This is a genomic window from Vibrio sp. 1078-1 (genome assembly GCF_033340475.1).
The window spans coordinates 371,821-387,372 of sequence record NZ_JAWOWM010000001.1 but is presented as its reverse complement, the minus strand read 5'-3'; the positions used below and the strand labels follow the sequence as shown (position 1 = coordinate 387,372).

Annotated in this window: 13 protein-coding genes; 2 read left to right on the top strand and 11 right to left on the bottom strand. The window is 43.8% G+C overall.

Annotated elements, in window-relative coordinates:
* Positions 1–38: 38 nt before the first annotated feature.
* Positions 39–1,178: an FMN-dependent L-lactate dehydrogenase LldD gene (gene lldD / locus R7190_RS01755; RefSeq protein WP_005383962.1), complete on the top strand. Its 1,140-nt coding sequence runs from the start codon at positions 39–41 to the stop codon at positions 1,176–1,178.
* A gap of 90 nt (positions 1,179–1,268) precedes the next feature.
* Here lldD and R7190_RS01750 read toward each other — a convergent pair whose 3' ends face one another.
* Positions 1,269–1,616, bottom strand: a complete 348-nt coding sequence (locus tag R7190_RS01750) for a helix-turn-helix domain-containing protein (RefSeq protein WP_005375109.1) — start codon at positions 1,614–1,616, stop codon at positions 1,269–1,271.
* Positions 1,617–1,917: 301 nt separating this feature from the next.
* Here R7190_RS01750 and R7190_RS01745 point away from each other — a divergent pair, with 301 nt between their 5' ends.
* A complete protein-coding gene (locus R7190_RS01745) occupies positions 1,918–3,021 on the top strand; it encodes a mechanosensitive ion channel family protein (protein ID WP_025768576.1) in 1,104 nt (367 codons plus the stop codon).
* A 72-nt stretch (positions 3,022–3,093) separates the two neighbouring features.
* Here R7190_RS01745 and R7190_RS01740 read toward each other — a convergent pair whose 3' ends face one another.
* The 10 genes from R7190_RS01740 to R7190_RS01695 all read right to left on the bottom strand — a co-directional run bounded on the left by R7190_RS01740 (position 3,094) and on the right by R7190_RS01695 (position 15,494).
* Positions 3,094–3,813, bottom strand: a complete 720-nt coding sequence (locus R7190_RS01740; protein ID WP_042521660.1) for a carbonic anhydrase — start codon at positions 3,811–3,813, stop codon at positions 3,094–3,096.
* A 141-nt stretch (positions 3,814–3,954) separates the two neighbouring features.
* Complete coding sequence (locus R7190_RS01735) at positions 3,955–4,923, bottom strand: spore coat U domain-containing protein (protein ID WP_158173227.1); 969 nt, start codon at positions 4,921–4,923, stop codon at positions 3,955–3,957.
* Positions 4,920–7,346 carry a fimbria/pilus outer membrane usher protein gene (locus R7190_RS01730; protein ID WP_390904739.1) on the bottom strand — a complete coding sequence of 809 codons (2,427 nt, stop codon included), beginning with the start codon at positions 7,344–7,346 and terminating at the stop codon, positions 4,920–4,922. The genes R7190_RS01735 and R7190_RS01730 overlap by 4 nt, the downstream gene beginning before the upstream one ends.
* A complete protein-coding gene (locus tag R7190_RS01725) occupies positions 7,346–8,101 on the bottom strand; it encodes a molecular chaperone (RefSeq protein WP_005375103.1) in 756 nt (251 codons plus the stop codon). Before R7190_RS01725 ends, R7190_RS01730 begins: the two co-directional genes overlap by 1 nt.
* Positions 8,102–8,121: 20 nt before the next feature.
* Positions 8,122–8,619 carry a spore coat U domain-containing protein gene (locus R7190_RS01720; protein ID WP_017820521.1) on the bottom strand — a complete coding sequence of 166 codons (498 nt, stop codon included), beginning with the start codon at positions 8,617–8,619 and terminating at the stop codon, positions 8,122–8,124.
* 39 nt (positions 8,620–8,658) lie between these two features.
* Positions 8,659–9,204, bottom strand: coding sequence for a spore coat U domain-containing protein (locus R7190_RS01715; protein WP_005375099.1), 546 nt, complete (start codon positions 9,202–9,204; stop codon positions 8,659–8,661).
* A gap of 389 nt (positions 9,205–9,593) precedes the next feature.
* Complete coding sequence (gene tdh / locus R7190_RS01710) at positions 9,594–10,625, bottom strand: L-threonine 3-dehydrogenase (RefSeq protein WP_005432271.1); 1,032 nt, start codon at positions 10,623–10,625, stop codon at positions 9,594–9,596.
* A 203-nt stretch (positions 10,626–10,828) separates the two neighbouring features.
* Positions 10,829–12,022: a glycine C-acetyltransferase gene (locus R7190_RS01705; RefSeq protein WP_186585103.1), complete on the bottom strand. Its 1,194-nt coding sequence runs from the start codon at positions 12,020–12,022 to the stop codon at positions 10,829–10,831.
* A gap of 212 nt (positions 12,023–12,234) precedes the next feature.
* A complete protein-coding gene (locus tag R7190_RS01700; RefSeq protein ID WP_054730634.1) occupies positions 12,235–14,565 on the bottom strand; it encodes a putative bifunctional diguanylate cyclase/phosphodiesterase in 2,331 nt (776 codons plus the stop codon).
* Positions 14,562–15,494 carry a transporter substrate-binding domain-containing protein gene (locus tag R7190_RS01695; protein WP_042521667.1) on the bottom strand — a complete coding sequence of 311 codons (933 nt, stop codon included), beginning with the start codon at positions 15,492–15,494 and terminating at the stop codon, positions 14,562–14,564. The genes R7190_RS01700 and R7190_RS01695 overlap by 4 nt, the downstream gene beginning before the upstream one ends.
* Positions 15,495–15,552: the final 58 nt, after the last annotated feature.

Here is a 15,552-nt window from a genome sequence, read left to right as displayed (position 1 = left end):
TCCACAACTTTGCTTAGAATAACCGCTAGGACACCATTATGATTATCTCAGCTTCTACTGACTACCGCGCTGCCGCGAAAGCCAAGCTTCCCCCGTTTCTATTCCATTATATTGATGGCGGCTCTTACGACGAACGCACGCTGAAGCGTAATACTGACGATTTAGGTGATGTCGCTCTTCGCCAACGCGTCCTACGCGATATGACAGATTTGAGCCTAGAAACCGAGATCTTCGGTGAGAAACTGGCAATGCCAATCGCGCTAGCTCCTGTTGGTCTAACTGGTATGTACGCGCGCCGAGGCGAGGTGCAAGCAGCAAAAGCAGCCGAGAAAAAAGGCATCCCATTTACTATGTCGACTGTTTCGGTTTGTCCGATTGAAGAAGTCGCACCTGCAATTGAACGTCCAATGTGGTTCCAGCTTTACGTGCTTAAAGATCGTGGCTTTATGAAAAACGTACTTGAGCGTGCAAAAGCAGCAGGCGTAACAACGCTGGTGTTTACCGTTGATATGCCAGTTCCTGGCGCACGTTACCGTGACATGCACTCAGGTATGAGTGGCCCTAACGCGGCCATGCGTCGTGTATTCCAGGCGATGCGCCACCCAAGCTGGGCGCTGGATGTGGGTCTACTTGGTAAACCGCACGACTTAGGTAACATCTCTACTTATCGTGGCGAACCAACAAAGCTAGAAGATTACATCGGCTGGTTAGGCGCAAACTTCGACCCTTCTATCTCCTGGAAAGATCTTGAGTGGATTCGTGATTTTTGGGATGGCCCAATGGTTATCAAAGGCATTCTAGATGAAGAAGACGCGAAAGATGCGGTACGTTTCGGCGCAGATGGCATTGTGGTATCTAACCATGGTGGCCGTCAGTTAGATGGCGTACTTTCAAGTGCTAAAGCACTGCCAAGCATTGCGGATGCGGTAAAAGGTGATCTTAAGATCTTCGTAGACTCTGGTATTCGTACTGGTCTTGATGTCGTTCGTATGCTCGCACTTGGTGCAGACTGTACGCTTCTTGGCCGTTCATTTGTGTACGCATTGGCAGCACAAGGCGGAGCAGGCGTTGAAAATCTACTGGATCTGTACGATAAAGAAATGCGTGTAGCAATGACGCTGACTGGAGCTAAGTCTATCGCGGATCTTTCACGCGATTCGCTAGTGAAAATCCCATAATCTTTGCGAGCGAGCAAAACAGAAACGAAAAAACGAGCCAACAGTGGCTCGTTTTTTATTGCTCTTCAACCCGATAATTTGACGAGCAAGCTAGCTAACTTGGTGAACGTACTCGATCACGACTTGGTTTCCGTCGATAAACACGTTACTGATATCACCATCCACCGTCACACGATTTTGTAAATAAACGGTACCAGATGCAGATAGATCACGCTCCGTCAAAGACGGAATCACCTGACCAGGACGTACATGTAGCTGCTCGCATAGCTGTTTTACAAAACCTAGCGTCAGTGGAGAATTACCACGTAACAAGCCAGAAAACTCGTGTAGACTCAAACCAAGGCGCTTAGCCATTTCCATTTGAGTGATGTGCATTTTGGCTTTTTGTGACATCCAGATGTCGTAGAGCGCGTTTCGATCCAGCTCTGTAAATTCCATATCTGCCTCCGCTAATTCAAGAGCCAATACACTCTCACACTTACTTAAGATAAATGTTAGCGATAAGTCAGAGAAGTTATAATTGATCGTCCAAATATCAACCCTCAATCATTGGTAGCGTACCTCTGAACATGCATGAGGCGGTCGCTCAACAGAACATTGAGGTGACTCTCTTGTCATCGGAAGGAAAAGTCCATCTCGGACGGTTTAGACATAAGTAAATGATTTAAAGGAAATCACTGGGGTGAAGGAGTAATATCTGCTACCTTTCCTTCCATGGTTCACTAGAAATAAGTTACATATGCCACAGTGGTTTACCGAATTACAAAGCTACATTGAAACGTCTCATCAAAATTGGAGTGGAAGCGTCCTTTTCATTACGCTCGCTAGCTTTATAGCTTGGATAACTTGGCGGCTGATCCGCTCTCGCCTCGCTGCGCTCGTAGAGAAAACGCCCTTCCACTGGGATGACATGTTGCTTGATGCGCTAAAAGCGCCAGTCAGTACACTCATTTGGTGTTGGCCAGCAACCGTCTCTATCGGCATCATATTAGAGAGCGAGCTCAACGATAAAATAAACTGGTTAAGTACGCTGAAACTGATTTTAATCATCAGCATCTTCGTATGGACCGTTATGCGGCTCATTACCAATGTTGAAGAGCATGTTCTCGAACAAAAGAACCGAGATGAAACAACAGTACAAGCGATAGCTAAGGTCGCGCGCCTGTTCTTTATTACCGTCGGAATTCTAACCGTAATGCAGGCATTTGGTCTGTCACTATCGGGCCTACTTACCTTCGGTGGTGTTGGTGGTTTGATCGTCGGTTTAGCGGCGAAGGATTTGCTGTCTAACTTTTTTGGAGGTCTTATGATCTACTTCGATCGTCCATTTAAAGTTGGCGATTGGATCCGTTCTCCAGACCGACAAATAGAGGGGACGGTAGAACGCATTGGCTGGCGTATGACCATTATCCGAACTTTCGATAAGCGTCCACTGTATGTGCCAAACTCAGTGTTTAGCAGCATTGTCGTAGAAAACCCATCTCGCATGCTGAACCGACGTATCTACGAAAAAATTGGACTTCGTTACGACGATGCTGAAAAAATGCCGCAAATTATCACCGCGGTAAAAGAAATGCTGAAAAATCACAAAGACATTGATGCACGCCAAACACTTATCGTCAACTTCGATACATTCGGTCCATCATCATTGCACTTCTTTATCTATACCTTTACTAAAACCGTGAATTGGGTGAGATACCATGAGGTTAAGCAGGACATACTGCTTAAGGTAATCAACATCATTAAAGAACACGATGCAGATATCGCGTTCCCTACTCAGACGCTTAAGCTTGATCCTATACAAATGGTAAAAGCGGAAGAGCAAGAAGATCACGGCTTCTAGTTTTCACCAATACCCAAATAACCAAGCCCGCTATGTTTAAGCGGGCTTTTTATTTTTCTTCGCATGAAGTGGTTATTGTTGCGTTAACACCATACGTGCATTCAGCGGTTGGATTGGGCGATTGTTTTTCCCCATTACTTCCGAAAAAGATTTTATCTGCTCAGGAGAAATAGTTTGTGCTTCTTTCATCACGAACCAACGTACACCTTCAGAGCATGGCGGTGTCGTTAGTGAGCCGTTAAAGCGGTAGTAGTCTTTATCACTTGGGATAAGGGCATCAGCATCAAATGGAACCTTGATGGTAACATCTTGATCTTTAGTTGGAATGTTAGCTAGCATCTTAGCTAGATCTGGGTTCGCGTCACCCAGTTTAAAGAACACCGCGACAACAGCTAGATGACCTACTTTGTCGGCATGCACAAAGTGTGCTTCTAGAGGGTATTCTTTACCGTCCACATGGTTTTCAGATGGCGTATGGAAGTGGAACTGTTTCAACGTAAACTCTTTACCATCAATGGTGAGTGTGTTTTTACCTTCTAAACCAGTCTGTAAAGTGTGACCGTTGTTCAGCAGTGAAATTGCCTTACCTTCGTAGTCGAAATTCAATTTTTCTAGCTTCGCTTCGGTCGCCGATTCAATGTTGATTGGGCTCTGGTTTTGACCTTTTGCGCACTCAGATGCAAACTCACCCCAATGAGCTGGCCCATGGTTTCCCTCGTAGCCCCAGCTTGCTGCATAAGCTGTTCCTGTAAATACCAGTGCCAAACCTAATGTTGTTAGTGACTTCTTCATCATTTTCCTTATTTCTGAAAGTTAAATTCCGTGAGAATAAAGCCATACTAATCTCACAAAATTAAGCAGTGACAGAGTGAAAACTATGATTACAAAAAATTTTTGGAATAGAAGCCTCTAATGATGTAATTGACATGATGCTCAAAATTGAACGTCAACGATTATTGAATCGGTGTAAGTACCTGCAGGAGGGGTCGTTTGGCTGGTTAGTATCTGCGCGCGATAATTATAATTCTGTGGAGTGATACCATCCGGAATGGAGCCGCCAGTATCGACGTCACCGTGTTCACGACGTTCAGAACTGGTGCCTCCCCAGCGCTCCATCGTTGATGACTTATAGATTTCATACTCCAAATAGTGACCACTAGAAATCATTCGCCGCTGACCGCCGGACGCATTTAGGCCGTCATTCAAGCCAATGGAGAAGGAACTATTCTTGGTACAAGTTAACGATATAACCTGACTGACTGGTTCAAAACCGGCCACTAATGGGGACGAACCAAAGTCAATATCTGGCGCCGTGATCATACAATCAGGGGTCACTTCTAACTCAACCGTAATCACGCTTTGAGCGCTGCCATTGGCGCGGCCAATGCATACCCCTAGAACCCCGATACCCTTACAGTAATCCCAAATCCAGGATACGGTGATTTGGTCTTTATAAGTCCCAGCGGAAAGATTACTACCCACTCCCGTCCGAGCATAAAGCGGAAACTCAGCTTGAGTGCCAAACAACCCGAGTAAATCGAGTAACCCGATTTCAAAAAAATTGTAAGTTTGGCCGAATACATACTCTTGTGAAAGACCTGGATCGCCAAAAATCTGATAGCTGAGCTCCGAACTCGGATCATCCTCATTTAATAGCAAACCATTATTTATACTGTTAAACGTTGCTGATACGTAGTCGCCACTTAACAAAGACACAAGTGTAGAAAAGTCACACGTAATCCCCGCATGAGGCTGAGCTGAGCTTTGCTGCTGAGAGCTTGAAACAGTAAACGAAGAAACATTGCCAAACAAGATTAAAGGTGTTGCCGCCGTGAGCTGACAAGCCATTGTCGAGCACGAGAAAAAGAGAAGTAGGCTAGCAAACCAGCTGCGCAAAATCATAGTGCGGTCTCTTCTTCGGCTTTGATACAAACCTGCTCAGGCAATGTTTGTATTTTTTGACTGTCACGCTGATACAACCCCTCAATAAACACTTTACATGGCGACTGTCCTTGAGGATAAAACTGAATATAGCGGCCTAGGTCAACGCCTTCAAAGTACGTAAAACCATCCCAACCAATTTGGCTTGTTAAGCCCGTTTCTGAGCGGCCATATGTACCAATCGGAAGGAACAAATGATTTTCGTCTACCACCGTCATGCTCAGTGCAATTTGTAGCTCTATTGGGAACTCTAACAGGTAGCCGTAGCCCGAATGTATCGAAGCAAACTGCTCTGTCTCAGAAAACGCAGCATTGGCTGGTAAATTAAGTGGATCGATTTCATATTTGGCGGTGTAATACGCCGTAGCCCAAGGAACAAGTAAGTAACCTTCATCGTCTGTCACTCCGACAATTTGATTCTCATATTTAACCGGAATACCTTCAAAACCACTGGTGCTCACCACAGCGAAGCTGTCATACACTTCATTCGCCGGGAATATTTCTCCATCCAACGTAGAGACCGAACCTGCCATTTCCGCAAAATAATCATAGTCGCCACTGGTGCCATTTAACCCCGCTCTGAACTGCGCCCATGACGCACGGTAGGTCAAATCAGCCTGTTTACGGTTTTCTGGGTGTTCGTTAATATCATGCGCTAAATTGACGCCCCACCCACCTCGTATTGGCGCAAGGCGGCTGTAACCCACTCGCCCTCGCACATCGCCATCGTCCTCTCTTTTCAGCGTTAGCCCCGAACTTCCCCCCAAAGAACTGAAAGGTAGAGAGAATTGCGCCAACGTAACACTCTGACCACCAATACTATGATTGTAAGAAAGGGACATATTGATATTAAAAGGCAGAGCGTAGCTATAAGTGAGATTTAGGGTACGTGAATCTGAGTCGGATTGTTGAATATCAAAGTACCCACCAGAAAGTGAGCCCCAATCTCCCAAACGGACTCCCATATTGATTTGTGATAGATGGCGCGACGCGAGTGAAGCGTCTTTGCCTTCATCGAGCATTTCGTAATTTGGTAAATGAGATAAGGTATAAAAGTCGGCTTGTTCTACTTGAGTTCGAGCAGCGAAGCTAAACAGCCGAGACTGATAACTATAACCTAGCGCATATGAGGTAGATTGATCCTGAAAATTACTCACACGAAACGAGGCATCCACCGTACCCAAGTTGAAAGCATTAGTGACAAAGCCCAGCCCCGCAACGATCAGGTCATCTTTTGCTTCAGCTTGAGCTTCTAATGTTAACCAATCAGTCATGCCATGACGCAGAGCGGTAACCACGCCACCGTCTCCATAGTCGTTAGATGCATTACCGAAATTTTCTCTGATCGCACCAATACTCGCACTGTAAGATGTAAATCCGGTCTTCAGTAGATCGGAAGAGAGAAAAAATGGGCTGGTCATGACCGTTTGCTTACCTTGAGCATCCGTTGCAATTACCGTTGCTTCCCCAGCACCAGAGAGCATTGGAATATCGTTAATAATGAAAGGACCGGGCCCAACATTCATTGAGTCAGTTTTAAAGCCATTGATAAACAAATCTAACGTAGTGGGCGCTGTGACCTCACCATAAAATGCAGGTAACGGCGTCGTCACGACATCCGGACGCATAGAGAAATCATGTGACAACTGAATACCCGCCAGTCTTACTGGTTGGCTCCAAGATAAAGGGCGAACAATATAGTCCCCTACCTCCATACGAATTCGCTTCTCTTGATTGACGTACTCGTAACTCGTATCAAAACGAGTGTACTGGCTGCTTTGCTGGGACTGAACATCGCGATGAAAGTTAGATTTAAATATCCCGGTAGTAGAAAAAACGCCAAACTCAGAAAAGGCTCTGACTTCATGATTGATAGAAACCTCCTTTTGTCGGCTTTCGTTCTCGTACACACCAAATACGTTGTAGTTAAGCAGGCCACCACGCCCAAACTGAGCCGGGGAAAATCGCCCCATATCCTGCGCTGATAAATTCTGCATCGGTAACCAATTAGGCGGTACGTCAATTGCGAGTTGCAATGACGATTGCAAGTAACGCACGTTAACACCTGGGATAGACGTAACCTCAAGTCTCTCTTCGGTTCCAGGCAACGACTTGGCGGTAACCCCAACTGAAATGAGGTCCTCCCGGAGCAAAAAGAACTGATCGCCAACTCGCTCAACTTTCGCAACAAGCCCGGTTGCTCTTTGATTGATCACCAACTCCAGATTGAGGCTAATATTCTCAAACTTTTCTAATGAGAAATTTTCAGGACTCGGTAGCTCAGAGAAGTGGTTTGCTGAATTTGCACAAAGACCAATACTGCTCCACGTTACGCTAAGTAATACCAACCAAAAGAAAGCATTCATTGTATTAAATCTATTCATTATTGCTTCAATGGTATTTGGTAACGTTTACCTCCAATATTCGCGCTCAAACTCAAGGGTCTGACATTACTATGGGGAATAGACCAAACCTTATACTGTTCAGGAAGAATATAGCCAGCTAGTCCATCGGAAATAACGACAGGATCTTTATTTGGTAGATTCAACTGTAAATTCACTAAGCGAACATGGTGTTTTCCTGAATTTTTAATGTGAACAAAACGCTGATTATTTTTCTTAATAAACTGTGCCTGTAAATCATCCCATAATTCACTGTCACGGTTTGGTTTTTGAGTATCAGTCAGCCCTTTCCCGTAAATAAACAAAGGTATCGAGTAACGCATTCGGACTTTTACAGCGAGTTCATTTTCCGTCAATTCTGTTTGAGGGTTTTGAGTTGGCGGTAATTCATCTATGATCACTCGGTATGCATACTCCTTACCCGCAGAGGCCTCATCTTGGTTGATGATGCGGATTAACTGCTTTTCACCTGGTTCAATTTTGACAAACGGAGGGGTTGCAATTAACTGGCTTTGACTTGAATAACTATCTTCTCCTTCGTTTTGTTCCCACTTAAAAATTCTCACCTGTAAATAAGAATCAACACTGCCTTTATTTACCATCCAAAGTGATGTTGCATTACTCTCCTCTGATATTTTGGGGTAAATCGGCCAAATTAATAATGAGTTAGCATTGGCATTTGAGAAAAAAACAAAAAGGAAGGTTATTAATAATAGTTTTTTGAGTATGAATTCCATTTCACCCCTCCAAAGTTCACTTACCACTCTAATGTCAGCGTCAGCGTATCCATATAAATTCCAGCCATTTCATTCCCATTTATTGTCGCCTTTGCCCAGATAGGAAACTGAATATTATCTGGGTCTTGGTCGGTATCGACGGAATATTGCGTGTCAATATCAAGCACCTGCGTATAATTTAGATCCTGAAACAAAAAGTAATCTACCGTTGTCGCTTCTTCACTGTGCTTTAGCTTACGTACACCGTCCGATGCATTCATCCCGCCATTTACGGAAACATTCATCGTAATACCCGGAGTACAACTTAATGTGAGTGATGAACTGTAAGTGATGCTGCCTTGTACTTCCGTCGCGTAAACTGAAGAATGCTCACCAAAATCTAACGTGCCTATTTGCCCAGCTTGGGTTGCGCTTTCTTCTTGTACTGCGCCGTTAATCAAACAACCTGTATCTACGGTGGCAGACACCTGAAAAGTTTGTGTCGCATCAGCCAGCACAGTTAAAGAGCACAAACTCATCGCGACAAGTGAAAAGCCCCTAACAACCAGCGTCACGTTTTACCAGCTTAGCGTCACACTGATGGTATCGGAGTATGTGCCGGCAATGCTGCTCGTACCGTAAGCTTTCGCAAAAAGCTCAATAGTTTGCGATGTTGCACTAGTAAATTCAGACAGAGCTACCGTCCCGCCTTGTATAATTTGTGTGCTTCGGTCTGAGTCGGTAAACAACGTATAATCAATAAATTGCGCGCCATTTGACATCGCGTAGGTACCAACGGTCGCACTTGCATCATACAATCCGGTGCCCAATGTAAACGTCGGTGTCACACCGTTACTACAAAGCACTTCAATACCCGTCGCACTACCACCATTTACCACACCATCTTGTTCACTGAAGATTGCAGGCACGTCTCCAAAGGCGAGTGAGCCAAAGCCAACGCCAGAAGCTGCATCTACCGCATTGTTTCCATTAATCACACAACCTTGTACAAGGTTAATTGAAACATCAATCGTACCGCTCACTGACGCTCCACTCGCTTGCCAACTAAATGAGGTTAAGAGCAGAGGCATCATCAGATAAAATCTTTTCATATAAAGCTCCATTTTTACATTCCACTGTATATCGGTAACCTTTTTATTAGTTATAGCTCAATTATGACAAACCAAATGCATATAAAATGTAAAACAATAAAAAGAAGCAGGATAAGGATAAAGACGAACAGCAAATAAAAATATTAAACTTAAAAGTGACGATTTTTAAGCATGTAATGCTAAAAAATAACCACTAAAAACAAATGGTTATTATCTTGTTCCAAATACAGAATCGACAATGAGTTAGAAGGTAGGGTGAAGTTGAGTGGAAAAAATCTAAAAAAAGTAGCAGAACGACACGAGAAGTTTAGAAAAGATTGGCGACCATTTCTTCCCGAAACAAGAATCTTCATGAAACAAAAATGCGCCCCAAAAAGGAGCGCATTTCTTACTTGAATAAGTTATTCCCAATCAAGAATAACTTTGCCTGACATACCGCTGCGCATTACATCGAAGCCTTCTTGGAAGTCATCAATCTTGTAGTGGTGCGTGATGATTGGCGATAGATCCAGACCAGATTGGATCAGTGAAGCCATCTTGTACCAAGTTTCGAACATTTCGCGACCGTAGATACCTTTGATCACCAAGCCTTTGAAGATAACTTGGTTCCAGTCGATACCCATGTCTGACGGTGGAATACCTAGTAGTGCAATGCGACCACCGTGGTTCATTGTGGTTAGCATTGAGTTGAATGCTGCTGGGTTACCAGACATTTCTAGACCAACGTCGAAGCCTTCTGTCATGCCTAGCTCAGCCATTACGTCTTCTAGTTTCTCTTCTGCAACGTTTACTGCGCGTGTTACGCCCATCTTACGAGCAAGTTCTAGACGGTATTCGTTCACATCTGTGATCACTACGTGGCGAGCACCAACGTGTTTTGCAACTGCCGCTGCCATGATACCGATTGGGCCAGCACCTGTGATAAGCACGTCTTCGCCTACTAGGTCGAAAGAAAGCGCGGTGTGTACTGCGTTACCAAACGGGTCAAAGATAGACGCTAGATCGTCAGAGATGCCTTCAGGGATCTTGAACGCGTTGAACGCTGGGATCACTAGGTATTCTGCGAATGCACCTTCGCGGTTAACGCCCACACCAATCGTGTTACGACATAGGTGAGTACGGCCGCCACGACAGTTACGACAGTGACCACACGTGATATGACCTTCGCCAGATACGCGGTCACCGATTTCAAAGCCACGAACTTCCTGACCAATCGCAACCACTTCACCCACGTATTCGTGACCAACAACCATAGGCACTGGAATTGTCTTTTGTGACCATTCGTCCCAGTTGTAGATGTGTACGTCTGTACCACAGATAGCGGTTTTCTTAATTTTGATCAGAATGTCGTTATGGCCAACTTCAGGTTTATCAACCTCAGTCATCCAGATGCCTTGTTCAGGCTTTAGCTTTGATAATGCTTTAATTTTCATAGTATTCACCAAACATTGCCCCGCTCTATGCGTGACAAAAAATTCTTTCATCTAATGCGTTTAAAGAAGAAATAAAGGCTTTGCCCATGAGCCGACTCTGAAGAGTTGGGAAAGCCTTTTTATCTTTAAGCGTAAACTCTTTCTCCTTCCTATCTAATCCCTCTCCTATGTTTTAGGAGGAGGCTAGGAAGAGGAAACGAAACTTAGATGATGCCCATGTCCTTACCAACTTGGATGAACGCGTCGATTGCACGGTCTAGTTGCTCACGAGAGTGCGCTGCAGACATTTGAGTACGGATACGCGCTTGACCTTTTGGTACAACAGGGAATGAGAAGCCGATTACGTAGATGCCTTTCTCCAGCGCACGCTCTGCGAATTCTGCTGCTACTTTTGCGTCACCAAGCATGATCGGAATGATTGCGTGGTCAGCACCACCCATTGTGAAACCAGCGTCTTCCATACGAGTACGGAAGTGTGCTGCGTTTTCCCATAGACGATCACGTAGGTCACCGCTCTCTTCTAGTAGATCTAGAACGCGGATAGAAGCGCTTACGATTGCTGGTGCAACAGAGTTAGAGAATAGGTATGGACGAGAACGCTGACGTAGCCAGTCAATCACTTCCGCTTTACCAGATGTGTAACCGCCTGAAGCGCCGCCCATTGCTTTGCCTAGCGTACCAGTGATGATGTCGATACGGTCAACTACGTTGTGGTGCTCGTGCGTACCTGCACCTGTTTTGCCCATGAAGCCAACAGCGTGAGAGTCATCAACCATAGTCAACGCGCCGTACTTCTCTGCTAGGTCACAGATAGCCGGAAGGTTTGCTACTACGCCGTCCATTGAGAACACACCGTCCGTTACGATAAGAATGTGGCGAGCACCTGCTTCTTTCGCAGCGATCAGTTGTTGCTCTAGCTCTTCCATGTTGTTGTTTGAGTAGCGGAAACGCATTGCTTTACATAGACGAACACCGTCGATGATTGACGCGTGGTTTAAAGCGTCAGAGATGATTGCGTCTTCTTTGCCTAGAATAGTTTCAAATAGGCCCGCGTTTGCGTCGAAACATGATGTGTAAAGAATCGTATCTTCTTTACCTAGGAACTTAGAAAGCTTCTGCTCAAGCTCTTTGTGGATGTCTTGCGTACCACAGATAAAACGTACTGAAGCCATACCAAAGCCGTGCTCGTCCATGCCTGCTTTACCCGCTTCGATAAGTGCCGGGTGGTTAGCAAGACCAAGGTAGTTGTTCGCACAGAAGTTTAGTACTTCTTCACCAGTAGAGATTTTAACAGCCGCTTGCTGTTGAGACGTAATGACACGCTCTGATTTGTAAAGGCCTTCCGCCTTTACTTCTTCGATTTGCTGCTGAATCTGTTGGTAGAATGCAGAAGACATTTGAAATTCCTTCCTAGTTATTTTGGCGAGTATTTACTCGTTTAGAATTAGGCTTAGCCTTTATGTGACGGGCGTCACGGGCTATCACTCATCAATTAATTGTAGTGTAATTCAAGGAAGGAGGAAGGATTATACCTTAAGGTGGAAAAGCATTAATGAATCCTAGGCACAAATTCGATTAATGCTTTTCTATGAGGTTGTTATAAAAGGAATTATAGCCAGGTAGGCTTAGCCAAAAGTGCTTCAAAGTCCTTAGCAGGTAATGGTCGGCTATAGTGGAAACCTTGTCCGAACTCACAGTTTAGGTTTTTCAGGTAATCCACATGACGCTGTTCTTCGATGCCTTCTGCGACGATCTTAAGATCCAGCGCTTTCGCCATTGCTATGATTACGTTGACAAGCTCGCGGTCTGAGTCGTTCTCGAACATATTTTGCATAAAGCTACGATCAATCTTTAAGCGGTCGAACGGAAACTTCTGCAAGTAACTCAGCGCAGAATAACCAGTACCAAAATCATCAATAGTAAGTTTGGTGCCTAACGCTCGTAAGTTATTAAGCATGTCTAATAGCTCAGAATCGTGATTGAAGAGGAGACTTTCTGTCACTTCAATATCGAACTTATCGGACGGAAGACCAGACTCCTCAAGGCTGTGTTTAATAAACGTAAGTAAGCGCTCGCAGTACCTAAATTGAACACTAGAAAAGTTTACAGAAACAAACAACGGAGTCAGACTCTGCCATTGTGCCGCTTGTCGACACGCTTGTTGAATAGCAAACTCACCAATTTGATGAATTAAACCATTTTTCTCTGCAATAGAGATAAACTCTTCAGGGTTTACAAATCCGTACTTGTCATCATTCCAACGCATTAGCGCTTCTGCACCTACGATTTTACCACTACTCAGCTCAATAATTGGCTGATAATACAGCTCTAATAACTGATTGGAGATCGCACTTCTCAGACGATTTTCCAGATCCAAATAGCGTTGCAAATCTTGGTTCATATTATGGTTATAAAAACAAAAGCCATCACGCCCATCTTGTTTCGCCCGATACATTGCCATATCAGCACATGCAAGGAGCTGCTCAGCGTTGTCTCCGTCATCCGGGAACACAGACATTCCAACGCTGCTACTCAAGAAGAATTCATGGTTGTTCCAAACAAACGGATCGTTAAACGCCGAAAGCACACTTGAAGCAACTCGCTTTGCAGTATCATTATCAGGCAAGTCTGGGATGACGAGTAAAAACTCATCCCCACCAATTCTCGCCAATAAGTCTGTTTTTCTTGCGACTTGATACAGTCGCTGAGCACTGAGTTTAAGGATTTCATCCCCAACAAAGTGTCCCATTGAATCGTTAATCTGCTTAAAGTGGTCTAAGTCGATGAACATCACCAAAACTTTAGACCCACTACGCGATGCCCTAATTAACTCCAAAGCCAATCGCTCGGAACCATAACTACGATTAGGTAAATTGGTTAATGTGTCATATTTAGCTTGGAAGGCGAGTTCTTTTTCAGACGCTTTTCGACGTTCAATTTCGTTCGTTAATTTTTTATTCTGTTGAGAAAGAATATCTTTACGCTTTTTTTCTTCCTCAAGCTTAATTTTCAATTCAATCCTATTATTGTTCGTGATGAATGCATAACATAAAGCAATGACGATCATAACGGCGAGAATACTCAAACCAATAATAAAGAGCCGTGATGTAAATATATCTCGTTCACTCAAAGGCTCGAACCACGCCATCAATTTGAAGTGATGTTTATCCACAGGCACTTCAAAGTAAATTTTTCCGTCTATAGCCTCAGAAACGAAATAGTTCTCATCCTTATTGTGAGAAGGTGTTTTATTTATGGTATCCCATACAACCATTTCCACGTCTTTTATTTTTAGCACCATTCGGCTATAACTATCTTCGTGTTCTTGGTTAGTAAGTTGGTCAATAACAATATTCTTATTAAGATCGGCAATTAAAAAGGCAACAGGCTTTCCGGAGAACTTAACTTGCTTAATGACTTGAATGCGAACGTCATCATTGTATCGCGTCGCACAAACCTCTTCGGGATGCCCGTGTTGAGTCATTAAGGTTTGTATGTCCATTTTGTGCTCGGCAAGGTTTTCAGATCCAGTGGTGACAATGGTGACTCCATCACTGCCTACCAGCGTGAGCTTCTTATAGATTTGGCTGCTATTAATTAGCTTACTGTCTATCTTCTCATCGAAGCGACGCTTTAAATTAATTAAACTGGCACCTAACCCATACTCCATTGACATTCCAGAAGCTAAATTACCAAAGAATGTTTGTATTGTTTTATCTGTAGCTAGATTATCAACATCTTCACTCGCTATGGTAAATAAATTATCGAGTGTGCTTGCATAACTTTTAACTTTTAAATCTAGTTCTCTGTATTGAGATTCTTTTAATTTATTTTGACCTACGCTAGTCACAGTAATAAGCATAGCTAGGTAAATTGAAACTAATATTGCGCTTATTGTAATAAATCTTTTACTGGAAAATTTTTTAACGGCCTTATTCATCGGACTTTCTTTTTATCTTCTATAAAGTAATCGTTATAAAAGTAGTAAATAGATGGATAGTATTTTTTTACTAATTTTTCGTATGAACCGTCTTTTTTTATCGAGTTTAAATAACGATCAAATGCTTTGCGTAATTCAGGGGAATTTTTACGGAATGCAACAGCCATTTTTTGATTTTCAGATATAGGGCCAATGACTTTTATTTCGCCCGGCCATTTTTCGAGGGCAATTAGCGTATCCGCAACATCTAATAATGTGCTTTCCGCATCATTTTTCATTATCGCTGGAACCATCTCATTAAGGAGACGCGCCCCATCAGGTAATATAACTTTTGCACCTGTGTCATATAAGTCATAAAGGTTAGGATCCAAGCAAGAATGTTCTAAAGCTAACACTTCGCGACCATCGATCAGCTGCTTGACGTTTTTAACATCTTCATTGACCGACCCACTTGGTTTAATCGGGCTCAGACTAGAGTCGGATCTGGAAACCAACCATACACCTGAAGGAAAATAATCTTGTGAAAAATCGACAACCTCAGAGCGCCAATCAAGAATAGTAACGCCATTTGCGATCAAATCGCCTTCAATTGGAACACTTTCTCCGACAACAGCCTGCTTGTTGTGATATTGCACATTTTGCCCTGTCAACTTACCAACCACGTCGCTCCACTGTGCTGGAACATACTGGTACTGAACACCTAACGACTTGGCAAAACCTTTTATTATCTCTACATCCAAGCCAGTCAAAGTTTCCACTTCACCTTGTTCAATATAGGAGACAAAGTTAGCGTACGGGACACCAATGTGACGCAGTACACCGCGTTCACGGATTTGTTGTAAATCGTCTGACCAAGCGGCAGACGACGCAACAGAGGTAACCATGAGCGCCACCGTCGCTAAAGTTCTTTTGAATGTTATGACTGACATAATAATATCCTTACCTTTCACAAAGCGCCCAATAATGGGCGCTTGAGTGATAAACAAC